Consider the following 25,194-nt stretch of genomic DNA (forward strand, 5'->3'; position numbering starts at 1 on the left):
AATTGTGTGTATAAAAAATTATTAGTGCAAGAAATAGCGTAATTTTAGATTGAAGGACCTTCCCGGTTTCTGTAACCGAAAATTGTCGTAAGCCAGTTCGTTTCCAAGATTCCGGCATTCAAATGAAATATTGTAGCGACCATCTTTTAAGGAATAGGTCATTCCGGCATGATGTAGCAACTGTGTCGGAATGATATTTAAAGACTGTGAACTACCCCAGGCCTCCCATGTCAGGTAAAAACTGTGGTAATATTGGCTGGACCAATCAAACTGCAAACGTGTCCCCCTGCCTAGCCAGTCGCTTTTTCCGACCGACAGATATAGGTTGCCGTACAACCAAGGTTGATTGGGGATCATATTACCATAATTTGCCCGCGGTGTCTCCGTTCCATAGGTATATTTTTGGTTCTGTTTAGACCGTTGATAGCTGGCATTCAGTGTCAGCTCTACCAGTTTGGCATATTTATATTGTACCTCTGCCTCCGCTCCATATACGATCACTTTACCTTCGTTCAAAAATTGTGAGGTATTGTTGCCCATCGGAATGGTATAGATAAAATCTTTGGCATTACCGAGAAATCCCCCGATATCAGCGCTATAAAAATGACGGTCATGCTTACGACTGAGGTCAGCATTGATATTAAAATTATGGCTGCTTTCCGGTTTGATATCTGGATTAGGGATCACATTCACCCCATCCCCCAATACTTCCACGAGTTCGGGCAATCGGTACGCATGCTCATAAGAAAACTTGACCCCCATATTGTCGCCCATGCTGTAACGGCTTGCTAATCCGTATCCAAAGTTATTATAAGAACGGTGTTGTGCTGGCATTGGATTTTTTCCTTCCGTAACTGCCCCTAGTTCAATGCCAAAATGAAAGAACTTAGCAAATACACTGGTATTCAACCGCTGTTGTAGTGATTTATTTTGCCAAGATAATCCTGTCACGGATTTGGACTGACCAGCTGGACTCAAAATTTTCTGACTCAACTCCTCGTCCGATTTCTGGTCGGACTTATTGTAATTGTGGTTTAAGGTCAATTGATTACCTTCATTGATACGATAGCTCAGGTTTACACGGGTCAGCAAAAAAGTATTTTGATAATTTGTATAGGAGCGATTTTTCGATCTATTTAGTTCGCCAAAGTCATTATTACTGCTACTTGCGGATCCATCCCACCAATAGGTGGTTGTTGAAGTATCTACCACGCTATATTTGTCGACAGCATAACTGACAAATGCTGTCGCATTGAGTCCCTCAATAAAGAGGTTGTCTTTTTTATAGCGCAAACTGGGCATAAAATAATTTCCATGACGGTTTACTTTGCCATAGACGATATTCTGGTTGTTGCCTGTCTGAAACTCCTTGTAATGGTTATTGTACAACATGCCAAGTACAAGCGCATCTGCCCATGTCTGATTGATGTAACCGGCCTCAGCTTGAATCATACCCGATTTGTACTGATCGTGAAAGCGCTTTACGCTCTTTTCGATGAAGCTGTTCGGTCCATCGGGTACCCGGATCGCGGCATCATATTTTGGATTGCTATGCATCCAATAGTCATTGTCCGAGTAATTATAAAATCCGGTCAACTTAAACATCAGTCCTGTTGTATCATTGACCGACTGTGTATTCAGAGACAGACGGTGGGTATTAAACGAGCCGATGCTATAACTTGCATCCAAGTAATTTTTAGCACCTTTATTGGTCACCATGTTAATTCCGCCACCCAACGCATCCGAGCCAAGTTCAATAGGAACCACCCCCTTATATACCTCGAGCCGATCGGCGAGGTTGACCGGAATATTATTAAAATTCATCCCGATACCAAAGTTCTCCATCGGTATACCGTCAATAAAAAAACGTATCGCTTTACCGGAGAGACCATTCAATGAAAAGTTAAAATCCGAGCCTAAGCCTCCATATTCTCGAATGCGAACTCCTGTTGTGGTATTCAGAATCTGATTCACATCACGGGTACTGTTATTATACTTGCTCAATTCAAGCGCAGCGACGTTAAATCCAGTTTCTCTAACCAGCTGACTAGCTGTCTTCGCGTCCACATCCACCTGTTGTAGCTGCTGTGCATTAGACTGCAATGTCAGATTCACGACCAGAGGCGACGATTCCTTTAGAAATACAGTTTGGCTAATGGTCTTATACCCCACGCTGCTTAGGCGCAGCAGATATTCTCGCTCGGCTAAAGCGCTAAGCTCATAACGTCCATGCTGATCCGTTGTTGTACTCTGTTGACCAAAGCGAACTGATACACCGGCTAGAGGTCCCTCAGACGACGTAATTCTGCCATAAACACGCTGTTTCCTTTCACTTTGCAGACCGATAAAAACCTGTTTACCATCTTGTTTCAGTTTAATTTTCTTTCCGGCAAATAAGTCCGTCAGGAGACGTTCTAATTTTTCATTTCGATACCGCTTGGTGACCTTACGATCCGCATCCAATAATTGATTACTGTAGACAAACGAACAATTGATCTGCTGCTCGATCTGTTGCAAAGCCTGGGATATCTTGATCGAAGCAAAATCTATGGTCAGGTTTTTCTCCAATAGGGAGCGCTGCTGTGCGAGCGCAGGCAAAGGTAATAACATGATACACAAAAGTGTACAGGAAATTATACGCAACAAAAAAGTAGAAGGTTGCTGCGCTAAAAATATTTTCATATTTTGCGAATATTATGGATGAATACTTCTTGGATTTTTTCATAGTCCGGTATGTAGTTTTGGTCGACGCCATACCGGTTACTTTTTATATTTAACCTATCCCATTTACTATCTGATTGTAATTGTTTTATTATCTATTGTATATTTTATTCCAGTACTGAATGCCAGACTGCTCATCATATTATCAAGACTAGTTTTCTTAAAAGTCCCAGTCACAGTAAGCGTTTTAAGTGCTTTGGATTCAATAATGATTTTTACTCCATACCTACGTTCCAAGCGTTTAGCGACAGCCTCAAGTGGTTCATTTTTGATGACAAAAGCATCTTCGGTCCATGCCACAGCATCCGTAGTTTCTACATTGCGGCTCAGAACTGGTTCATGGAAGTTCATAACACCCTGCATGCCCGCTGTCAGCAGTACCTGATCCGACTGAGCGTAACGACCAAATCGTACTTTCCCCCGCTCAACAGTCAACAAGACCTGCCTGTCTTCAGCATAGGCTTTTAAATTGAACCGCGTACCGAGTACCTGCGTGAACGTAGAGTCTGTATGAATAATAAAGGGCTTATTGGGGTCATGCGCGATATCGAAGAGTGCTTCACCGCGAAGTTTAACAAGTCGCTGTGTCCCCTCGAATTGCAACGGGTATTCCAGTTCGCTCTTTCCGTTGAGTACGATATGGGAGCCATCAGAAAGGGTCAATGTGAGCCGTTGCCCAGCTTCAGTACGTACAGTTTTTAACGATGCTTGTTTTTCGATAGGTAATGCAGATCTATCTTGTCGATATATATACCAACCTAAGCCGAGAACGAGGATCAAGCTCGCGGCTAGTCCAATGATAAATGATAAACGTTGGATGGCAGGTTTCCCTTGAACCGCAACATCAATTACCTTCACCTTGTCCTCTATATTTGTCGAAAGCTTATCCCAAGCGGACCGAAGCTGATGATTTTCTCCAGGTGCCTCCTCCAGCTCTCCCTCCTGCTCATGTAACCAGCGTTCTATCTTCGCCTTTTCAGCATCAGATGACTGTCCATTTGTATACCGTCTGAATTCTTCTCTCGTTATTTTCATTATCATTTGTAGGAGTCTCTTATCCACCGGAAACCAAGCTCTGTTTTAATCAAGTCTAAATAAGATTCTCTATTAATACAGTTCCCTAAGCCAGATAAAAGTACAGGTCAGTTTTATAGAAAACACACAAAACATTGATTTTCAACAAGAAAAATTACATTTAAATTTCAGGAGGTGGTTTTACCGCGCTAGATGCGTGCGTAAGAATGTAAGAGCATTACCGATATGTTGTTTCACTGCACTCATGGAAATCCCCAATTCGCCAGCAATCTGAGCGTTGTCCATACCTTGTTGGTCACGCATCAGATAGACTCTGCGGCATTGCGGTGGCAACAGGTCTACCAGCTTTTGCACACGATCAGAAAGGTCGTTGTAATAAATTTCCTCCTGCGTGCTACAGTCCGCTTCGTTATAATCGATCAAGGAGTTTTGCATATGCTGTTTCTGACTAGCGGAATCCCTAAAATATTTGAGGATCTGGATTTTGGTTGCATGGGTAAGAAAGTGTTCCGGTTTCTCCAATAGCAGCGTTTCCCGACGTTCCCAAATAGATAAAAATACATTATGAACGATATTTCCGGAAACATCTTCGTCGTTTGTTTCCCGATAACAGATCCGGTACATCTTAGTAGCATATAACTTATATAGTTCCTCAAAACTGGATTCATCCAGCTGAAGAATTGATATTTTAGTTATGTTCGCCATCCTATCCATGTTTTTCAGACTCCAAAGATAGGCCTATTTAGAATGAATTCAAATAAAACTGACAATATCTTTTAGATACTTAAATTTCAGATGCTGTTGAATTTACCGATGTTATTGTTCATCTATTGCAAAGCTATCAAGTAGATATATAGGTTGATTATGCTAAACATAACATCTAAAATACAGGATATAATAAACGTACTCCTTTATAAACAACAACTAGACTTCCCTCTAAAGGATGCTAATTTCTTCATAACAATAATACCGAAGCGATGAAAGCTTCGGTATTATTGTCATACAGTACCTCCACAGGTTATTTTTCGTTCAGGTTTCTGGATTTCAACTCATTGTCAAGTGCCTCATCCGTTTTCTTCCAGCGAATAAAAGCCCAAGCTCCCATAACGATAAGCATAAACGTAAAAATAGTAATACCCTTATTTACGACACCATAAACAACAATCCCAGCACAAAATCCGACAAGTATGGCATTGATCAGTTTACTACTTTTTTGTTGCTTTTTTTTCTCCAACAATTCCTGATCGGTCAATTCAGTTAGTTCCTTTTCTTTCATAGTTTTAATGTTTTGGTCAATATAGTATGGAGCAAATATACAATCTAAAAAAATATTCACCTATTTCACCAATAAGATAATGGTCAAAGATATGATCGATGAAAGTCTACTTTTCACACATTAAAGACATACCCCTTCTCCCAACGGAAGCGAATGCAGAATAAGTAAGGCGTGTAAAATCAACTCTCCAGTACGTTATTAGTATTACTTAAGTATTGTTTAAGTATCGACTAAGTATCACTTCAGTAGTATTATACGAAATAGACACGACTACTTATCTCTTACCTTATAAGGCATTGAACTTTCCATATCCTTGCATGATAGCTAATTTACCTGGCGGATACAGACCTTACGATGAAAAGGTTTGACGTTGTTATGTCTTCCCCTTCCTTTGGAAAGCACGACAGTATTAAATCTTATCAAGCTCCAACATAAGAGCCTTGAGATCCTGTTTCATAAGCGTAATACTAGATTCCAATTGATCATACATATCTGCGCGGTTCTCCAGTTCATCTGTAGAGTACTTCCCTCCTTCACCAAAGAAGAGCGGTACGGACGACTTCTTCGGATCTAGATTGATCTGCCCCAGATTGGTCCATTTTTCTACGATCTGTTCTCTTAGAGATTTATCTTGACCGATAGACGGGTTTTTGTATTTCAGGTAGTACCAGACCAAGGGCGGGAAGATCGCCGAAGTTTCTACGTTATCCCACACGTCCTTTAAGGCATTTCGCTTGTGATGAAACTCAACAGACTCCTTATTAAAAATCATCATCAACCCTAGGCCAGCCTCTCCGATACCTGCTGTTATCCCAATAGTATTGCTTACACCCTCGTTTTTAACCGCTCCACCGGCGAGGATAGCCCCAAGCGCCCCCACCACAATCGCTCCTTTGGTCAATTTGGATTCACGGTCCCCCTGTCTGCCTTTGAGGTAATTGGCTACCTGACTTACCCTTTCTTCCTCACAGTCCATCTCCGAAGAAACGGCAGAAATCTCAATTGAAGCGGCATTTATCCGATGGTCAATATCCTGCTTGATCTCAAGGATACGGAGTCGGGCCTCCACACTGGTACTATCTCTCCGGGTCCGCAGCTGCATATACTTATCTATCAGATCCAATATCCCTATGGCATTCGCCATGTTAAGCGTGTTGTGATCAAATTTTTCCGTCAGACGTTTTGATAGCTGCTGTTGGTACAGTGCCACGGGAAGTTGATCAGCGGTATAGCTATATAAATTCCGTTGATTGCAGTTGCTGTTATAAAGTGTATCCCGTATACCGGGATCTTTGATGGTCCGACAAGAGGTCATCAAAAACACTCCGATCATCAACATCCAACAGACTTGTTTATTGCCTAAAGCCGGAACGATAAAACGCCCCCGATGAAATACCTTACCCATATATTTAAGTTATCATGGTATAAAATTAGCCGCGCTTACTTTTCCAGTACCAGACTAATCCCTGTAATCTAATTTATGAAAAAATATATTCGTCTTGACATAAATTCAACCCTTTGTTCAGGATAATATGGATAAATTTGTATGTACTAAAAGTATCGAGATGATTGAAAGAATAGCAACTTATTGGGATGGAAGAAGTGTTTCATGGCGCAAGGAACGAGATGAGGCCTGGTCACGCCCCGAAACCGAGCAATGGCTTGATTTTTTTAAGTCTGTCCGGCATCAGGCAGCTGGAAATAGCGTACTCGAAGTCGGTACTGCAACGGGATATTTTGCGAATATCCTGACCCTGGCCGGTTTTGAGGTGACAGCCATTGATCTTTCACCGCAGATGATCGAAGCCGCAACGCTTGTGAGCGAGGAACTAAAGCTAAATGTAAATTATAGCGTCATGGATGCGCAGTCCCTGCAATTCGAGGACAATACCTTTGATCTACTGTTCACACGTCTAATGACCTGGACTATCCCTGATCTGGAAAAATGCTACCGCGAGATGCATCGTGTGCTCAAGCCCGGAGGTAAGCTGATCAACCTGGATGCAGATTTCGGAAAAACCGTCTTTAGCACAGACAGACATGACGAATGCCCATCGGGTGCGATTGAAGAGGTGAATGCCATCAAATCGGCGCTGGAAATCAGCCAGCACGAACGTCCAGCCAAAGATATCGACATATTGCAAACAATCGGATTCGGTTCCGTTGAAGTCGACATCCACGCCCAAAACCGTATTCTAGGACTTCCCTTGACTACTGAAGGGCTTTTTATGCTCGAAGCAACAAAAAAAATAACTATCTAATAATCGAGAGGTATTCAAGAATAAAGAACCCTCAGTTTTAAACAATTGAGGGTTCTTATTTATTTTCCAAACGGAGCTCATTAAATTTATAGCTAACGTTTCCAATCACGTTCAGCAATCGCTATGCATTAGCGATGGTATAACCAATCCATTAATACTTATTGATCAGGTTATCCCTTCAACCCGACACTGAATTTTCGGGCGTCGTAGAATACGTTGGCGTCCCTCCTCCTTCGCGAAGCCTTAAAACAACTATTCTCGGATCTAATGACAACAGGATATAGTTTTTCAGGCTTTTTAAGCTAGTAAGTGTTGCAGAACGAAATGGTTTGGTAAATTTTGCTTCCGCCACTCGCCACCGGCCCATTTTTTAAAACATTATCGTTTTATATATCCATAATGTTACCTTTGTAGAGGACAAGACATTCATGAGTAAGGATCGCGATATACTAGAAATACAATTGTGGGAGGCGCTAAGAAGTGGAGAACAAGCTGCTTTACAGCAGTTATACATGTCCTATTACAAAGGCCTGTTGAAATATGGACTGCGGTATACAGACGATCGGGATACCCTAAAGGACAGCATCAACAATACCTTTCTTTATTTCTGGGAAAAACGCGAAAGTATAGGCAACGCCAATCATGTTGGCAACTATATTTTCAAAAGTTACCAGCGACAATTAGTCAAGGACCTCAATAATACAAATAAATTTGAAAAGCTTCTCGAAAACAACGAAGACACCGATACGGTTGATGTTGAAGAGTTTCAGTTCATTATCCGACAGGAAGAAAATACACGGGTTAATGTCCTTAAAAATGCGATTCTCCAATTACCCAAACGGCAACGTGAGCTCGTTCTGCTTCGTTATTACGAGGGACTCAGTTACGATGAAATTACGCTAAGAACAAACCTGAGCAAACGTGCGGTCTACAATCAGATCCATAGCGCCATCAATACATTAAAAAAAGACACTAGTCTGCAAAATCTCAAACAGATTCTCCCCCTATTAATCTTATTTTAGTTTTTTAGAAAAAAAATAACAAGCAGACACACAGCTTTTTACATATTTAACTAAAAAATAACTGGTAAAAACCGAACTCGGTAGGCTCTATCTATATAAACGACTAATTTTTAGACCATGAGTGCATACCAGTCTGTTCAGGATTTTATATTGGATGAATCTTTCTTTCGCTATGCGGTAAGACAAGATCCATCGGAAATCTTGAAATGGGAAAGTTATATTAAACAACATCCCGAGCAGCAGGAACTTATACAGCATGCTAAGCAAGAATTGCTGGCTATGCAAGATGCACTGTATTTGATTGATGCCGAGCAAAACTATGTCCGGCTAGTGCCCCATTTGGATCCCCCTTTCAAAAACATACCGTTAAAGAAAAAATGGACCTATTATGCGGCGGCGGCTATTGTCTTTCTGTGTTTGATCACTTCCCTATATGTCTTCCAATATCATTTCAACCAATCGCAGACGAATGCTTACCTAACGCAACCTGCTGAAAAAAAAACAATTAAACTCACTGATGGTACACTGGTCAAGTTAAACGCCGCAAGTAAATTGGAGATCGCTGATGGATTTGGTAAAACAAACCGTGCGGTCAAACTTGTTGGTGAAGCGTATATGGAAGTGGCTAAAAACAAAGCATTACCCTTTACCGTAACGACTCAGGCACTGCAAGTCCGGGTATTGGGGACAACGATCAATGTCAGAGCCTATGCCAACGAAGAACTTACTGCTGCCTCACTGATTGAGGGCAGTGCGGAGGTTATTTTGAAGAGCAGATCCCAAGCGCCTATCCGTCTAAAACCAAAAGACAAAGTCGTTGCTCCACTAGCAGAAGCGCAGCCTAGTTCCAAAAACAATACAACAGGCATAGAAAAAAAATCCAATTACAAATTGGAGACCGTTACCCAGTATGATGCTGAGCAACGATTGGCCGAAACCTCTTGGGCCGACCAGAAACTTGTCTTTGTTAACGAACCGCTGTCTTCAATTGCTAAAACGTTAGAACGCTGGTATAATATTACTATTGAATTCCAAAATTCGGACATCAGCTCCCGAAAATATACAGCAGCATTCGATGACCGCGAAGAACTACAGAATGTGCTCCAAAGCCTACGGAGCAGCATCCCTTTCAACTATCGGAAGATCGGGCCACGCAGCATCAGAATTTACCTAACTAATCCATAAAATAAAACTTATGAAAGATACAGTTACCTAACCAACAGAGAAAAAAAAGGAGCATGCCAGGCATACTCCCAAAATCGTTAATTAACACAACAGGCTGTGACTGCGAATCCTAGGCGCTGTTGTCAATTGTTTACATTAACCTTGCAAACTTATGAAAAATAACGCAATTCGCGTTAAGGGAAGATATTACCCTAAACTTTTTAATACGATCATTCTCGTGAAACTGACCATCATCCTAACCCTGCTGTTCCACCTGACTGCGATAGGTAATTCTTTGGCTCAAAATGAACGTGCTACCTTACATCTCACATCGGTGAAGTTGAGCACGGTTTTAAAAGAAATTGAAAGCCAGACCAAGTATCGCTTTGTTTACGGTGACGATCTCGTCGAAGGTCTGGGTGCAGCATTTGCTGTGCACGCCCAAAACCAACCTGTCAAAGATATCCTCGATGAACTATTGACGAATACTGACCTCAGTTTTCGGATGCATCGGGAATACCTTATCATTCTTTCAAAGGAAGAAAAACAGGCACTAGCGACCCAGTCTAATATTCGAGGGCTTGTTCAGGATAGCCAAGGCCGACCATTGCCTGGTGTTACGGTGAATGTGTTAGGGGAAAACAACAACACGGTATTGACCGATCAAAACGGAATTTTTCGGATCCGAGCGTCCGTTGGACAAGTACTCCGGATTTCGTATGTCGGTCATGTTTCACAAAATATCAAACTTACGACAAAACATAGCATAGAAGGAATCAAAGTACAGCTCGAAACCGGAGTAAATACCTTGGAAGAAACCGTCGTGGTGGGATATGGTAGTGTCAAACGGAAAGATCTGACCGGATCGGTTGTCTCTGTTGACGTGAAGGAGATCAGGGATGTGCCTTTTACCAGTATTGATCAGGCCCTGACAGGTAAGGCTGCCGGTGTGCAAGTCATACAAGCTGATGGCTCGCCAGGCGGGGTTGCCAAAATACGCATTCGAGGCGGTACCTCGCTTATGGGCGGTAATGATCCCCTTTATATTATTGATGGGGTGCAAATGACCGTACAAAATCGTTATGTGAGCAATTCAGCTGAGGTGGTCAACCCGGTAGATCGCTTTGGATCAGACGATCCAAACAGCGCAGTATCTGGCTCATTCGCCCGTGGACTCAATAGTCTAGCCGGACTAAACATCAGCGACATCGAGACAATAGATGTATTAAAAGATGCGTCTGCCACAGCAATTTATGGATCTCGGGCTGCCAATGGTGTTGTCATTATTACCACCAAACGTGGAAAACGTGAACAAAAACCAACTTTGGAGGCCAATTATTATCATGGTATTAGCAAGCAACGACCAATCAACCTGCTCAATCGTGACCAATATATCATGATTATGCAAGAGGCTAATCGCAACCTCCTTGATGCCCGCAAAGCAGCAGGGGAAACACTCACGCCTGAGGAACTTGTCGATTTTGACAACCGGATCAACAATCCTAATTTTTATGGTCCTGCGAATACGGATTGGCTAAATCTAGTCACCCGGACGGGAAAATCCGACAACGCTGATCTCTCCGTTAGGGGTGGTGGTAATGCTTCGCAGTATTTTATTTCTTTAGGATATACCGGTAATCAAGGCGTTGTATTAGGCACCGACTTCCAACGTTTGTCGGGACGGATTAACCTAGACAACGAGATCACTAGTAAGCTCCGCACGCAAGCCACATTTGGTTATGGCTATACCATTAATAATATCACCAATGGTCTTTATACACAGGCACTCTTTGCCCCGCCAACTTTTGCAGCTTATAATGCGGATGGTTCCATTGCTAAATATACCGGCGAATCTATAGGAGGATACGATTATCAGGGCTATCAAAATCCACTTGTACTCCTCGACGGAATAAACAGAGCAGCCAGTCACTCTCTCCTAGGATCAGTGGCAGCCGATTATAAAATTTTACCGGAACTTATTTTTCGAAGCACTGCTTCAGTCAACTATAACAGTACGAACCAACGCAATTACGTAACCGGTGATGCCTTAATCGCCGCATCAAACGGTGTGGGGACCTCCAGTCTAGGAACGGGATCGCAGTCGCAGAATCAGTTGACAGACCTATTTTTTGAAAATACATTGACCTGGGATAAAGTTTTCAATGCGCAGCACCGATTCAATATTGTGGGTGGTACTTCTTGGCAGAAAACTCGTTTTCAACTTTTTGGTGTTACCGCACAGGGTTATCCTGATGACAAGTATTTGAACAACCTTTCATCAGCTAGCTTGGTGACAGCGGCCGTTGGGACCAGTGGACAGAACTCCCTACTAAGTTTTTATACACGTGCGCGTTATGCCTGGAAGGACCGTTATATTGTCACCTTTACAGGTCGTTCGGATGCTTCCTCCAAATTCCCAAAAGTCAACCGTACTGGATTTTTCCCTTCTGGGGGTGTGGCTTGGCGCATCTCCGACGAACCCTTTATGAAGGGTCTAAAATGGGTAGATGACCTCAAATTACGGGCAAGCACGGGTTACACAGGTACCCAAAATATTGGCGATAATATGTTCTACACCTTATACAGCCCATATGCATACGGCGGTAAAAGTGCAATGGTACCTACACAACTCGGCAATGAAGCGATCCGTTGGGAATCTACTCTGCAGAAAGACGCAGGTTTGGATATCAGCTTATTTAACTCGAAATTTGGTGCCAGTATAGAAATTTACGAAAAAGCGACTTCTGGTATTTTGTTCACCAGAGCAGTTGCGGGTAGTTCTTCCTACCATAGTGTCATTGCCAATCTGGCCAATATTCGTAACCGAGGTCTGGAAATCGCCCTACGTGGCACCTTTCTAGAAAAGAAGAACTTCTCTTGGAATGGTGCTTTTAATATCTCGTTTAACCGCTCCCTAGTAACCAATGTGAACCGAGACTTTACCAATCCAAATGACATCACAGACTATAACCTCGGGAATGCAATCGTCCGGGAAGGTGAACCGCTCGGACTGATTTATGGAAAGGTATTCACGGGTCTATTACAAACACAAGAACAAGTGGATACCTATAAGGGGAAAAATCAGTATTGGATGTATTTTGACCCTTATTTGGGAATTGGTGATCCAAGTTATAAAATTCCAGAAGGTGAATTTTTCCCTGAAAATGAAATCATTGGACATGCAGAACCTAAGTTTTACGGTGGTTACACCAATAGTATATCCTATAAAGGACTCAGTCTGACAACCTTATTTACGTTCAGCTATGGAAACGACATTTTGTACCAAGGTGATATCCAGAATAACAATGTGAGTAACAGATCAAATAAGACAACAGAAATTTTAGGTCGATGGACACCGGAGAATCCTACATCTACACGGCCAAGACTTCTTTACGGACAAAATGGAACTGCTTACACAAATAGCTCAGCAGTATATGACGGATCATTTTTACGCCTTAAATCATTGACCTTAACCTACGTCCTACCTGCGGGATTACGCAAACGGATCGGTATTCCTCAGGCCTCAGTATTCGGTTCAGCGACAAATATTCTAACATGGACAAGCTATCCTGGTGTGGATCCTGAGGTTAGCAACGACCCCTATAGCCTAGTCAACGGCGCAAGTGACCCAGGCACATTCCCCGCTGTTAAACAATTTATTCTGGGACTACGTTTTTCACTTTAATGACGAGAATATGAAAAGAAAACTCTTCCATATACTATTTGGATTAACCTTTATAACGAGCAGTGTGAGTCTAACTTCCTGCGAAAGCCAACTCGGTGCCCTACCCGAAAATGCAAAAGTCGATGGCAATACTGTATTGGATGCGCCAACAGCTCGCATCGCCTTGAATGGTATATACTTTCGCTTTGCGCACGTGTCTCAAGACAATGGCATCACCCAATGGACCAACAATGAGCGCCTTCCCGCCCAGTTGACAGGATATATGATGTATGGATATGGTACCGGCGCCGGAGCACCAGAAGATAACCAAATGCTCAGTTCGTCCGATATCTATTGGTCCTATAGCTATGGTATTATCAATGCCGCAAATTCGTTGATCGGTGGTATGGATAATTTACCTCAAGGTCGTATTCCAACAGCTGAACGCGAGCCTATCGAAGCTGAAGCGCGATTTTTAAGGGCCTATGGGCATTTCAAATTACTAACCTTCTATGGACAATGGTTTGATCACTCCAGTCCTTATGGTGTATTATTACGCTATGAGGCTGTCACAATCGGCAATATCCCAAAGGCTCGCTCCTCAGTCGCAGAAAGTTATACCTCCATCCTACAAGATTTGGATTACGCCATTTTGCACTGTCCCGCTCAGCATGAAAAATATTATGCCACCTTGTGGGCGGCAAGAGCTTTGAAGGCCCGCGTACTGATGTGTCGTGGCCAGGCGGGTGATTATGCTGAAGTCATCAAACTAACCGAAGAGATCATCAACAATAGTCCTTACCAACTTGAGCCACTGGCAAAAGATATCTTCCGCACCAAAGGAGCCAGTAGCTCAGAAGTCATCCTCAGTATAGCTCCGCAGCCCAACCAACCTGCCTATGCCTACAGTCGTAGCCGACAGTTTTATCCTGGTGCATCAGCCCTATACTGTGCGACGCAAGGTCTACGTGATCTCCTGACAGCTGATCCAAGACAGGATTGGATGGTCGGTAGTTTCCGTAAAAACTACGCTAACTATTTTTTCACAAAGTATATTGCTGAGGGTACAGTCCCAACAGTCGTTTCGGAAACGTATTATGCGATCCGCCTGACAGAAGTACATTTATTGAAAGCTGAGGCTTTGCTGCGCAATAATGGATCTATCACTGAGGCCAAAGCGATCCTCAAAGAAATAGGTACACACAATGGCTTATCCGATTTTTCCAAACTTGATGCACTGACGAGTCGTGAAGATATACTCAAGTACAACTACCAGGAAACGTCCAAGAGCCTTGTAGCAGAAGATGGACAGGAATGGTTATGTCTGTTGCGTTTGCCATTAGCTACCGTGACGTCCATCCGTCCTAAATTAACCAATATCCAGCAATATATATTGCCAGTACCAAAAAGTGAATTTGCAGATAATTCCAAATTTGGCGAACAAAACCCGGGTTATAATATTGATCTGTAAGAAAAAAGACTTTGATAAAAATTTAAAAGATAACAATATGAACTGCAAAAACTATATACTTAGTGCTTTACTGCTCACAACAACACTAGGTGCCCTGGCACAAAAGACAAAAGTTTCCGGTCTGATCAAAGGTATTGGCGACGCTCAAGTGGCTATTGGTTACCTAAAAGATGGCAAGATGAAAACAGATACTGTTAAGATTCAGAAAGATAAATTTGTTTGGGAGGCAGATATGCCCGAACCTCAAAAGGTCTATCTGATGTTCCCATCGCGTTACGCCGAACTTTTCCTCGAAGCGGGCAATATCAGCATAACCGGCCAGGCCGATTCATTACATTTATTAAAAGCCAAGGGCAGTAAAATACAGGCTGAGGCCGAACGTTACCAAGCGACCTTAAAAGACTTGGAACAACAATCCAACCCACTTTATCAGCAATGGGGAAAAGGTACAGAAGAAGAGCAATTAAAACTCGAACAACAACTGAATGCAATCAGTACCGAACGTCGTGCCCGAGCAGCAGCCTATATCACCGCCCATCCCAAGAGTGCCTTTAGCCTGAGCCTGGTCTCTGACCGATCGGCTATGGGAAGCTATGAAGAGGTGAAACCTCTTTACGATGTACTCGATAAAACCGTACTTGCTATGGCGACAGGTAAACAGCTTACTGAACGTATGGAAGTGCTCAAACGTAGTGCCATAGGAGCGACAATTTTGGATTTCACGCAAAATGATCCCGAAGGCAGACCGATCAGTTTCAGCAGCTTCAAAGGAAAATATGTATTGGTCGACTTTTGGGCAAGTTGGTGTGGCCCCTGCCGTGCCGAAAACCCCAATGTCCTTAAAGCTTATAACAAATACAAGGACAATAATTTTACTGTTATTGGGATTTCTTTGGATGACAACGCCGAAAAATGGAAAAAAGCCATCAAAGATGACGGCATGCCCTGGTCGCAAGTATCTTCATTAAAAGGCTTCGAAAATGAAGTATCCACCTATTATGGTATTCAGGGCATACCAAGTTCGCTACTGGTAGATCCCAATGGAAAAATAATTGCTCGCAACCTACGTGGCGCATCCCTACAACAAAAGCTGAACGATATTTTTAAAACACAATAAGATGAAATATACCTTACTATCCATTGTAACCCTGTTACTTATGCAGGGTTGCAAAAATTCACAAACGGACGGAAAATATGCATTACATGGACAAATCAAAGGTATTACCTCAGGGACAGTCAAATTACAACGTCTCGATGATGCCACCAGACAGTCAATTACGATAGATAGCACAGTGCTACAAAACGGCAAATTCCAGCTGACAGGTCCTATTGATCGGCCAGAGATGATGTCTATCAAGATCGAACCCGGTAACTGGTCAGCCACCCTGTTTATCGAATCGGGTGAACTTCAATTCCAGGCAGATACGAGCGGATCCACCCATTATGATTATACCGCTTATGGTGATAGCAAAGGCGCCATCTTACGCAATTTCAGTTTAATCGGTTCCGAAAACCAGGACATATTTGATGCGTTTGAAAAGCATCCCAAAAGCCTTGCTGCCAAAAAGATATTTGAACAGCTCAACAAGAAATACGAGGCCGCAGGCAAATCTGAAGAAAAAGAAGCCATCCGTGCAGAAATGGAAGCTTTTGGAGATAAACACAAAATCTGGGAACTTCACTGGATTGATAGCATCACTCAACAGCACCCATCACTCGTAGCCGGAGCCTACCTCTTGGAGCGCTATCAACTCTTTAATGAATCCATGCCGGTTGCGGAACTCGACAAACGTCTTCAAGTGTTTCAGTCTCCCGCAAAAGAATCCAATTACATCAAAAATCTTCAAGGCAAAGTGGCCGTGAAAAAAGCGCTGTTGCCTGGTAATCAAGCTCCAGATTTCAAAGCGTTAAAACGTGACAGTAGCGATTTCCAGCTTTCCTCACTACGTGGCAAGTATGTCCTTCTCGATTTCTGGGCCAGCTGGTGCGTACCTTGTCGCCAAGCCATCCCTCATTGGAAGGAAGCCTACAGAACATACAATGATAAGGGCTTAGAAATCGTTGGCGTCACCAATGACAGTCGCTGGCCAGACTGGTTCAAAGCACTCGATCAGGAAAAAATGCCCTGGATCCAAGTAGCCGATGATTTCCCTATCAAAAATAGTCCAGCGAGGATCGCAACCCTATACGACATTCCGAGCTTACCGACGTATGTTTTATTGGACAAAGAAGGAAAAATTATTATACATACCACCTCTAAAGAAGAAATGGATGCCCAATTAAAAGCAGCATTCAGTACCTTATAGCTCATACAAGCATATAGACCACAGCAACATGAAAAAGAGCACATTATCATTCCTGTTTTTAGCCCTGGCCAGTCAGGCTTTTGCGCAAAAAACAAACACCGTACTGACAGGCAAGTTAGACAATCTGCCTAAAGACCAATGGATTTATCTTTCTGGATTCGTAAACGGACAGAAGGACTCAGTCCAACAGACTGAAAAAGGCTTTCGGTTTGATCTGGATATCCCTGAAGGTGAAGGTGATTTTTACATTCTTCAGGTAGGCAAAATGAAAGCTTCGGGAGAGATGAACGGCGCCTTTATATTCTTAGAAAAAGGCAAGCTTAATATCAGTAGCAAAACCCCTATGCTCAAAGATGCGAAATATAGTGGTGGCAAACTCGCAGATTATTACAACCTATTCCAACAACGCTCCAAAGTATCTGGGTTAGATGCTTTATATGATCAGTTTGGTGAAGCCCGCAAGAACAAGGACCAAGATCAGATCGCTACATTACGCAAAGAGATAGACAACAAAAATGCTGAACAAGCCACACTGGACAAGAGCTTTGTACTAAAACATAAAAACAGTCCCGCAATCGTATATCCGATGTTCTTTACTTTGCGCAATGGTGACGATCTTGCTTCCCTGGATGAGCTGTTACAACAGGCTAGTCCACAAGCAAGAAATAATGTCCCAATCAAAGCCATCGAACATAGCATCAACACCGATAAACTGACGGGTATCGGCCGCACAGCACTGCCTTTCACACAAGCCGATACCTTAGGAAACAAAGTTTCTCTAGCTGATTTCCAGGGTAAATATGTCCTAGTTGATTTCTGGGCCAGCTGGTGTGTACCCTGCCGCATGGAAAATCCAAATGTAGTCAGTGCCTTCCAGCAATACAAAAACAAAAACTTCACTGTATTGGGTATTTCATTCGACTACCCTGGACAGCAAAAACGTTGGTTGGATGCAATTCATAGTGATCATCTAAACTGGCCCCAACTTTCTGACCTCAAAGGCTGGAAAAATGAAGTCGGCGTGCTTTATGATATCAAATCCATCCCCTCCAACCTTCTGATTGATCCCAATGGTGTAATCATCGCCAAAAATCTTCGCGGAGAGCATTTGGACAAGAAACTAGCAGAACTCCTTGGCACGCCCGTCATGGATAAAAATACCCTCGTCATTAAGGGAGAAATCGAAAATCCTGCAAAAGCATCCTGGTTCAATATACGTTATACCGATGCTGCAGGGAGGAAAGTCGCTGACAGTACCCAGATTTTCAATGGTGTATTCAGTTACCTCGGCAAAGTGCAAGCCCCTACACAAGCCACAGGCTACTTCAGCGATGGAAAAAGCGGCGCGCCTCAGTCCTACGAACAATACCTACAGTTTTATATTGAACCAGGTATTCTACAGATTAGTGGTGATGCTAGTTCTCCCCAGGAGATAGTCCTATCTGGTTTAAAAACTCAGGATGAATTCAATACCTATAACAACTTGATTAAGTCCGAAATTGCTTCCTTAAAACCACTCAACGAGTCGTACAATAACAAAAACAATGAATACATCGCCTTGAAAAAACAAGGAGCTTCCGAGGAAGTTCTCAATGGTAAACTTGATGAACTTGAAAAAATCAAAGAAGACATGTCCCCTATGCAGCAAGCAATACGCGACAAACAGTTTTCCTATATCAAGAAGCATCCTAATTCAGCTGTTTCCGCTGCGCAACTTCGCTTTTTCGTTAGCAGTGTAGACCTAGCAGAACTTCAAAGCATTTACGACCAGATGGGACCTGAGATCAGAAACTCAGTCAATGGTCAGGAACTGGCGGAAGAAATTACGAAGTTGAAATCAGGTTCACCGGGAAGTACAGCCACCGATTTCTCGGGAATGGACATCAACGGTAAGCCACTTAAACTATCCGAATACCGTGGCAAATATGTATTACTGGATTTTTGGGCGAGCTGGTGTGTACCCTGTCGTAAGGGTAATCCACACCTCTTGCAACTCTACGGTAAATACAAAAAGAAGGGTTTTGAAATTATCGGTGTCTCAGATGATGATTCCAATCCTAAAGCGTGGAAAAAAGCGGTCGATCAAGACAGGATTGGTGTATGGAAGCATGTCTTACGTGGCCTAAAGACAACTGCTCAAGGTGATTTTGATAAATCAGAAGACCGTTCAGAAGCCTATGGCATCCATACCTTGCCGACCAAGATCCTCATTGATCCAAATGGTGTTATCGTTGGCCGTTACGGTGGTGGCGGTGGTAGTGAAGACGATCTAGACGCTAAACTGAAGACTGTTTTTAAATTCTAAGAAAAAGAGCCGTATCGGATAGTTGAGGTTTGATACGGCTCTTTTTTTAGCTTAAATTTCCAAAACACAATTAATATCCATCTTATAAAATAACAATATCAAGATCTCATTCTCATGGATTCGGTAATTTAGGACCGTTTTAGTATTTCCAATCTGCATATAAATAGGCTAACTATCACTTCTCGAATGCGCGTTCTACACGAGTCAAATATAGTAGTATATCATTTTTGATATCATTCCCACGGTCACTTTCGTCACCGCGAGTATGCCGTTCGTCAAATGAACAGAAAAGCAAATCCGTTGGATGGTTTTACCATATTTTAAAGTCTAAAGCCATAGTGAGCAGAATTATTAATGATCTAGTCTGTTTCCCTCTCAATGATTGTTATTAAATCTCCTGCTTTTTTATTATTTTTACCCCTATCGAAACCCAATTTACTAGTATGAAAAGAAGGTATGCATTCTTATACATTTCGTTGATTATTTTGTGCTGCCTTAGGTCAATGCCAAAATCCATGGCCGCTACAGCAGAAAGCGTAGTTGTACCCACCGATTCAGTAAAAGACAATTATGTATCCCGGATGCAGGACTTTTTCAACAAATCAGCCAAACAAAGTGTCAGCGACTTCGAACAGGATCGTGCATCAGTAAGGCGAAATCAGGTTTTCGAACAGATAAAAACAATATCAAGACATGCCGGATCTTTTCTAAAAAAAGGATTTGATACCGCAGCAGTCCGCACGGAATTAAAGGAAATTATTCGTTGGCATCAGCTGTCAAAAGATGGCGTATTCAACAACCAGGGATCCGCCCATTCTTCCAGAAATTTAACAACCACTTTTAATATTCTAAATACCCTCACAACCGAAGTATCAACCTATAAAAAGCGAGTAGACAATTATCAGGACCAATTGATCAACTACCGTTTACAAATAGACTCTCTCACGATGGATAAATCTCTCTTTGTCGTTTCGGAAGATTCCGTACAACTGAGTCAATACCTAGGCAGGTTACATGTTTTATCAAAAGAGATATCGCCAGTGAGCAAGCAACTTACAAAAAACATCAGTATTATCCAGACACTCCAGAATGAACTGAACCTAGAACTGATGGCTTTGGAAAATGATACGGAGGAAATACGTTATTATCAACAACAGATTGCCGAAAAAACCTTCGACAAAGAGTTTGCACCACTCTGGGAAGAAAGCGTCTATAACAGGCCGATACAAGAGATACTCCATTTGTCTGTCATCAAGGCGAAACTGGCACTCACCTACTATTTAAAGGGCAACTGGGCGAGGCTTCTGTTTTTAATTGCTGCAGTAATATTGGTTGTTTATTACCTATTTTCATTGAAAAATAGTTTAAAAAATCAGGGACAGATGCAAGCGGAATCAGCCATGCTCTTAGCCCAGCCTCTCATTTCGGGAACGGTCATTGCGTTGAGTATCGTACAGTTTCTATTTGTCAATCCGCCTTTTGTATTTTCAACAATCTTAATCATTACCCAGGCCATACTCATTAGCGTAATACTTCGCAAACATATTTCCAATTACTGGATGACAATCTGGCTCTGCTTAGTGGGTCTATATATTTTAGCTGTCCTAGATAATATGGTTTTGCAGGCCTCACGATCAGAACGATGGTGTATGATACTCATTGCATCATCGACCTTTTTGCTCGGTTTATTTTCGTTAATAAACAGATCCCGTCATGCGGAACTACGGGAACGTTGGATCTTGTTCCCGATCGGATTGATGACGGTAATGGAACTGTTGTCACTTGGGCTTAACCTTGCTGGTAGTTTTAATATTGCCAAAGTACTACTGGTTACGGGCCTACTGAATGTAGTCGTGACAATTATCTTTTTATGGGTCTTACGTCTGGTTAATGAGGGACTTACTTATGCCTCATCGATCTATAAAAAGCAAGAGAGAAAGCTCTTTTATATCAACTACGATCGTGTTGGCAAACGGGCACCTTTATTTTTCTACCTGATCCTTATTTTAGGTTGGTTTGTCCTATTTGGACGCAATTTTTACGAATTCAGGTTGTTGTCAGAACCTATACACGATTTCTTCTACAACACGCACAAGTTGGGCAGCTACAGTTTCACGGTCATCAACATCGTGGTCTTTGTCCTGATCATGGCCTGTGCAACGATACTTTCCAAGATTGTCTCTTTTTTTGCTTCAGGTCCACAGCCCCACCACAACGAACGTGACGGATCACAATTTCATCTTGGAAGCTGGTTATTGCTGATTCGTATTACAATTATTTTTACAGGCTTTTTTCTTGCTTTTGCTGCTGCAGGTATCCCTATCCAGCAGATTACCTTGATCATTGGGGCATTGGGTGTAGGTATAGGTTTCGGTCTACAGACACTTGTCAATAATCTAGTCAGTGGTTTAATTATTGCCTTTGAAAAACCCGTCAATGTAGATGATATGATAGAAGTCGGTGGACAATCCGGCCGTGTTAAATCCATCGGATTTCGGAGTAGTGTTATCATGACCACTGAGGGGGCAAACCTAATTATACCCAATGGTGACCTACTTGGTTCACGCGTCATCAACTGGAGCCAGGGAACAGCCCGCAAACGCCTGACTAGCCATATCGAAGTCAAATATGGGACCGACCTAGAAAAAGTAAAAAGTTTGCTCTTAGCCATTACGGAAAAGAATGAGCAGATTCTTAGCATCCCAACACCTATTGTACAGTTTGCCTCTGTATCCGCGCAATCTGTCGCACTAGACCTCTTTTTCTGGGTCAAGGCGAACAAAGATACTGGTCAGATTAAAAGTGATATCATGGTAACCATCAACAATATATTTCGACAAGAAAATATTGTGCTGGCTTTGCCAGCCCAGGAGCTGATCGTAAACAGACAACAGCCAAACGATCAGATTGATTAATTTCAATAGGCGATGTGTATGTACACGCTGGTCAATCCATACTCGGTCTACTTACAGTTCGGTATAGCTGTCAATACATCCAGAGACATATCCATGGCCTTTTTGGTCCATTTTTTCAAACTGTCTAAGTCCGCTGATTTTAGGGCTTTATTACCAAATGTCACAGCATTCAACGCATAGTTTTTGGCATTAAGGCAGTTACAGTCGGGGATTATCGTATAAGCAGAAGCTTCTTTTGCCTTTCCCAGCGCTTCCTTCAGCAAAGACTTCGCATCATCCAGCGATTCTGCTTTATAGGCCTTTTTAAAACTTACAAAAGCCATTTCAGCATAGGTGGACGCCATACCACAACCATTAACCTTTTTGCTTTGTTGTGCCATGAGCGAACATGTCAAACCCAGCAAGATGACCATAAAAAAATACTTCTTTTTCATAATTGGACTATTTTTATACCTAAAATTTTTGTTACCAACAATTTACGCTAAAAATACGTGATGTATCTCAACTTTATAGTTTAAATTTTAGTATATGTTGTTCTTTTTCCCATTATAAAATTGTCCGCTTCCGTACAGAAAACGTCCGACATCGAACAGTTTTGAACCTTAATTAAAAAATAAAACACTACATATCAATAAATTAAACAATTGGCAAACGAATTGGTGGAAATAATTTAAACTGATCAATATGCTTAAAAGTTATCTCAAAATAGCCTTTCGTAATCTTCAGAAGAACAAAGGGTTTACAGCAATCAATATTGTAGGCTTAGCTATCGGAATGGCGGCAGCAATCTTGATCATGCTTTGGGTAAAAAGTGAATTTACCTATGATCGGTTTTATTCAAAAACTGATCAGATATATGCTGTAGGCATAAAGGATGTCTGGGGTGGTGAGGTCGTAGAACATTTTTATACCCCAAAACCAATGGCCGCTGCCTTAAAAACTGATTTTCCGGAAATAAACAATGTTGCCAGGGTCAATAAGGGGACCGGTTTTTTATTAACACGAGGGGAAATTAAACTATCAAAAGAACAGGGTGTTTTTGTTGACAGTACTTTCCTGAAAATATTTGACTATAAAGTACTGGCCGGAAATCCGGTTGAAGCGTTGAAAAAACCTAATCAGATCGTTCTGACCAAATCATTCGCAGATCGATTATTTGGCCAGGATGACCCACTTAACCAAACCATAAAATTAGATAGCACACAGATTTCCACCGTATCCGCTATTATTGAAGACATACCCGACAATTCCTTTATGAAGGGCACCACCTATCTTGTTCCATGGACATTGATGGAGAAAATAGGGTATTCAGATGATTACTGGGGGAATAATTCCATTCAGACTTATATTGAACTAGAAAAAAACGTTAACATTGATCAGTTTCAGAAAAATATAAAGGGTTTCCTACAAAAACATACTGAAAATAAAGCGGAGAATTTTATTGAGCCTATTGCGGATAAATGGCTTTATAGTAATTACACCGAGATGGGTAAGCCAACATCCAGTAGAATCGGAATGGTGCGTTCCTTTATCGCTATTGCCTGCTTTATATTGATAATCGCCTGTATAAATTTCATGAATTTAAGTACAGCACAAAGTGAAAAAAGAGCGAAAGAAGTTGGTGTAAGAAAAGTTGTCGGTGCAAATAAAGGGCTATTGATTTATCAGTTCTTAATCGAATCCATTCTCATTGCCTGTATTGCAGGTATACTGGCACTCTTGATAACCATGCTGGCCCTGCCCTACTTTGGTCTTTTAATTTCAAGAACATTGACTATGCCTTATACGGATATTCCTTTTTGGTCTGTTTTTATAATCTTTGTTCTCTTTACAGGTATTCTTTCAGGCAGTTATCCTGCCTTCTATCTATCCTCTTTTATACCGGTAAAAGTATTAAAAGGCAAATTATTACACGCCCAACGGAATTTCAACCCCAGGAAAGTACTGGTCATTGCCCAATTTTGTATTGCTATTATCCTCATTGTGACAACAATAACTATTCAAAAACAAATAAAATATGCTCAAAATAGAGAAATTGGCTATAACAAAGATAGATTGATCAATATTATTGATCAGGGAAAGATCGGTAAAAACAAATTACTGATCAAAAATGCTTTAATCTCCTCCGGTATTGCTTCACATGTTTCACGAACTTCCTCCCCCTTAACAGAAAACTGGAGCAACAATTCCATGAACTGGGATGGTAAACCAAAAGATAACAACACCATGTTTACACGGTTTGGAGTAGACGATAATTTAGTCAATACTGCCGGATTGAAATTGATCGCTGGGCGAGACTTTGACCTGAGCAAATTCCCAACGGATTCTTCCGCCATGATAATTAACGAATCGGCTGCTAAGGTATTTAATTTTGATGATCCGATCGGAAAGACAATAGTTGATGGAAGGGATTGGCATATCATTGGTGTCATCAAAGATTTTGTTCAAGAATCACCATTTAATCCCGTAACACCGTTGGTTATCCAAGGAGCCTTTGCTGGTACTACGATAACCAATATTCGATTACGTGATCATATTGAAACACAAGATGCATTGGTTCGAATGGAGAAAATATTTAAGGAATATAACCCAGAATACCCCTTTGAGTACGCTTTTGTTGATGCGAACTATGCAGAAAAATTTAAAGACTTCAATCAATTAGGTAAACTTTCCAGCCTTTTTGCACTACTGACAATTTTTATCTCATGCCTGGGATTATACGGTTTGACAGCCTTTATGGCGGAGACCAGAACTAAAGAGATCGGCGTCCGGAAAGTTCTTGGCGCGTCGATCATTTCGATTACAAAGATGCTGTCACGAGAATTTCTTATCATGGTACTGTTATCATGCCTTATCGCATTTCCGATCGCCTATTATATTTCCGACGACATGCTCAGTTCTTATACCTATCGCATCCGGATTACCTGGGATATTTTTCTGATTGCCGGATCAGGTGCCTTCGTGCTCACCCTCTTAACTGTCAGCTATCAATCGATCAAAGCTGCCATGCTCAATCCGGTGAAGAGCCTGAAGGACGAATAGTAGGGTTAACAT

Annotated in this window: 16 protein-coding genes; 10 read left to right on the plus strand and 6 right to left on the minus strand. The window is 41.9% G+C overall.

What is annotated here, in order from left to right:
• Positions 1 to 21: 21 nt before the first annotated feature.
• The 5 genes from DFQ12_RS09065 to DFQ12_RS09085 all read right to left on the minus strand — a co-directional run bounded on the left by DFQ12_RS09065 (position 22) and on the right by DFQ12_RS09085 (position 6,437).
• Positions 22 to 2,682, minus strand: coding sequence for a TonB-dependent receptor (locus DFQ12_RS09065; protein ID WP_120258611.1), 2,661 nt, complete (start codon positions 2,680 to 2,682; stop codon positions 22 to 24).
• Between the two features lie 108 nt (positions 2,683 to 2,790).
• A complete protein-coding gene (locus DFQ12_RS09070; RefSeq protein WP_167457220.1) occupies positions 2,791 to 3,756 on the minus strand; it encodes a FecR family protein in 966 nt (321 codons plus the stop codon).
• Positions 3,757 to 3,936: 180 nt separating this feature from the next.
• Entirely contained in the window at positions 3,937 to 4,461 is a 525-nt protein-coding gene (locus tag DFQ12_RS09075; protein ID WP_167457221.1) for an RNA polymerase sigma factor, read from the minus strand.
• A 313-nt stretch (positions 4,462 to 4,774) separates the two neighbouring features.
• Positions 4,775 to 5,032: an FUSC family protein gene (locus tag DFQ12_RS09080; RefSeq protein ID WP_120258614.1), complete on the minus strand. Its 258-nt coding sequence runs from the start codon at positions 5,030 to 5,032 to the stop codon at positions 4,775 to 4,777.
• 409 nt (positions 5,033 to 5,441) lie between these two features.
• Positions 5,442 to 6,437, minus strand: coding sequence for a hypothetical protein (locus DFQ12_RS09085; RefSeq protein WP_120258615.1), 996 nt, complete (start codon positions 6,435 to 6,437; stop codon positions 5,442 to 5,444).
• A gap of 160 nt (positions 6,438 to 6,597) precedes the next feature.
• Here DFQ12_RS09085 and DFQ12_RS09090 point away from each other — a divergent pair, with 160 nt between their 5' ends.
• The 9 genes from DFQ12_RS09090 (at position 6,598) to DFQ12_RS09130 (ending at position 22,140) form a co-directional block, all read left to right on the plus strand.
• The gene (locus tag DFQ12_RS09090; RefSeq protein WP_167457222.1) at positions 6,598 to 7,293 is read left to right on the plus strand and encodes a class I SAM-dependent methyltransferase; all 696 of its coding nucleotides are present in this window, start codon (positions 6,598 to 6,600) and stop codon (positions 7,291 to 7,293) included.
• Positions 7,294 to 7,721: 428 nt separating this feature from the next.
• Complete coding sequence (locus DFQ12_RS09095) at positions 7,722 to 8,315, plus strand: RNA polymerase sigma factor (protein WP_120258617.1); 594 nt, start codon at positions 7,722 to 7,724, stop codon at positions 8,313 to 8,315.
• 117 nt (positions 8,316 to 8,432) lie between these two features.
• Positions 8,433 to 9,500 carry a FecR family protein gene (locus DFQ12_RS09100; protein WP_120258618.1) on the plus strand — a complete coding sequence of 356 codons (1,068 nt, stop codon included), beginning with the start codon at positions 8,433 to 8,435 and terminating at the stop codon, positions 9,498 to 9,500.
• A 151-nt stretch (positions 9,501 to 9,651) separates the two neighbouring features.
• Positions 9,652 to 13,164 carry a TonB-dependent receptor gene (locus tag DFQ12_RS09105; protein WP_120258619.1) on the plus strand — a complete coding sequence of 1,171 codons (3,513 nt, stop codon included), beginning with the start codon at positions 9,652 to 9,654 and terminating at the stop codon, positions 13,162 to 13,164.
• 10 nt (positions 13,165 to 13,174) lie between these two features.
• Positions 13,175 to 14,614 carry a RagB/SusD family nutrient uptake outer membrane protein gene (locus tag DFQ12_RS09110; RefSeq protein WP_120258620.1) on the plus strand — a complete coding sequence of 480 codons (1,440 nt, stop codon included), beginning with the start codon at positions 13,175 to 13,177 and terminating at the stop codon, positions 14,612 to 14,614.
• A gap of 37 nt (positions 14,615 to 14,651) precedes the next feature.
• Positions 14,652 to 15,731, plus strand: coding sequence for a TlpA disulfide reductase family protein (locus DFQ12_RS09115; RefSeq protein ID WP_147420367.1), 1,080 nt, complete (start codon positions 14,652 to 14,654; stop codon positions 15,729 to 15,731).
• 1 nt (position 15,732) lies between these two features.
• Entirely contained in the window at positions 15,733 to 16,920 is a 1,188-nt protein-coding gene (locus DFQ12_RS09120) for a TlpA disulfide reductase family protein (protein WP_120258622.1), read from the plus strand.
• Positions 16,921 to 16,948: 28 nt separating this feature from the next.
• Positions 16,949 to 19,225 (plus strand): redoxin domain-containing protein, encoded by a 2,277-nt coding sequence (locus DFQ12_RS09125; protein ID WP_120258623.1) that lies wholly within the window; start codon positions 16,949 to 16,951, stop codon positions 19,223 to 19,225.
• A gap of 515 nt (positions 19,226 to 19,740) precedes the next feature.
• Positions 19,741 to 22,140, plus strand: a complete 2,400-nt coding sequence (locus DFQ12_RS09130) for a mechanosensitive ion channel family protein (protein ID WP_208642480.1) — start codon at positions 19,741 to 19,743, stop codon at positions 22,138 to 22,140.
• A gap of 47 nt (positions 22,141 to 22,187) precedes the next feature.
• Here the strand turns inward: DFQ12_RS09130 and DFQ12_RS09135 are convergent, their stop codons facing one another.
• Positions 22,188 to 22,574, minus strand: a complete 387-nt coding sequence (locus DFQ12_RS09135) for a hypothetical protein (protein WP_120258625.1) — start codon at positions 22,572 to 22,574, stop codon at positions 22,188 to 22,190.
• A 250-nt stretch (positions 22,575 to 22,824) separates the two neighbouring features.
• Here DFQ12_RS09135 and DFQ12_RS09140 point away from each other — a divergent pair, with 250 nt between their 5' ends.
• Complete coding sequence (locus tag DFQ12_RS09140; protein WP_120258626.1) at positions 22,825 to 25,182, plus strand: ABC transporter permease; 2,358 nt, start codon at positions 22,825 to 22,827, stop codon at positions 25,180 to 25,182.
• The last annotated feature ends 12 nt before the right edge of the window (positions 25,183 to 25,194 follow it).

It is taken from the genome of Sphingobacterium detergens (assembly GCF_003610355.1).
GTDB classification, from domain to species: domain Bacteria; phylum Bacteroidota; class Bacteroidia; order Sphingobacteriales; family Sphingobacteriaceae; genus Sphingobacterium; species Sphingobacterium detergens.

Bases quoted from the DNA above. Each gene is read 5' to 3' on its own strand.
- DFQ12_RS09065 (WP_120258611.1), bottom strand. From the start codon at position 2,682: ATGAAAATATTTTTAGCGCAGCAACCTTCTACTTTTTTGTTGCGTATA.
- DFQ12_RS09070 (WP_167457220.1), bottom strand. From the start codon at position 3,756: ATGAAAATAACGAGAGAAGAATTCAGACGGTATACAAATGGACAGTCA.
- DFQ12_RS09075 (WP_167457221.1), bottom strand. From the start codon at position 4,461: ATGGCGAACATAACTAAAATATCAATTCTTCAGCTGGATGAATCCAGT.
- DFQ12_RS09080 (WP_120258614.1), bottom strand. From the start codon at position 5,032: ATGAAAGAAAAGGAACTAACTGAATTGACCGATCAGGAATTGTTGGAG.
- DFQ12_RS09085 (WP_120258615.1), bottom strand. From the start codon at position 6,437: ATGGGTAAGGTATTTCATCGGGGGCGTTTTATCGTTCCGGCTTTAGGC.
- DFQ12_RS09090 (WP_167457222.1), top strand. From the start codon at position 6,598: ATGATTGAAAGAATAGCAACTTATTGGGATGGAAGAAGTGTTTCATGG.
- DFQ12_RS09095 (WP_120258617.1), top strand. From the start codon at position 7,722: ATGAGTAAGGATCGCGATATACTAGAAATACAATTGTGGGAGGCGCTA.
- DFQ12_RS09100 (WP_120258618.1), top strand. From the start codon at position 8,433: ATGAGTGCATACCAGTCTGTTCAGGATTTTATATTGGATGAATCTTTC.
- DFQ12_RS09105 (WP_120258619.1), top strand. From the start codon at position 9,652: ATGAAAAATAACGCAATTCGCGTTAAGGGAAGATATTACCCTAAACTT.
- DFQ12_RS09110 (WP_120258620.1), top strand. From the start codon at position 13,175: ATGAAAAGAAAACTCTTCCATATACTATTTGGATTAACCTTTATAACG.
- DFQ12_RS09115 (WP_147420367.1), top strand. From the start codon at position 14,652: ATGAACTGCAAAAACTATATACTTAGTGCTTTACTGCTCACAACAACA.
- DFQ12_RS09120 (WP_120258622.1), top strand. From the start codon at position 15,733: ATGAAATATACCTTACTATCCATTGTAACCCTGTTACTTATGCAGGGT.
- DFQ12_RS09125 (WP_120258623.1), top strand. From the start codon at position 16,949: ATGAAAAAGAGCACATTATCATTCCTGTTTTTAGCCCTGGCCAGTCAG.
- DFQ12_RS09130 (WP_208642480.1), top strand. From the start codon at position 19,741: ATGGCCGCTACAGCAGAAAGCGTAGTTGTACCCACCGATTCAGTAAAA.
- DFQ12_RS09135 (WP_120258625.1), bottom strand. From the start codon at position 22,574: ATGAAAAAGAAGTATTTTTTTATGGTCATCTTGCTGGGTTTGACATGT.
- DFQ12_RS09140 (WP_120258626.1), top strand. From the start codon at position 22,825: ATGCTTAAAAGTTATCTCAAAATAGCCTTTCGTAATCTTCAGAAGAAC.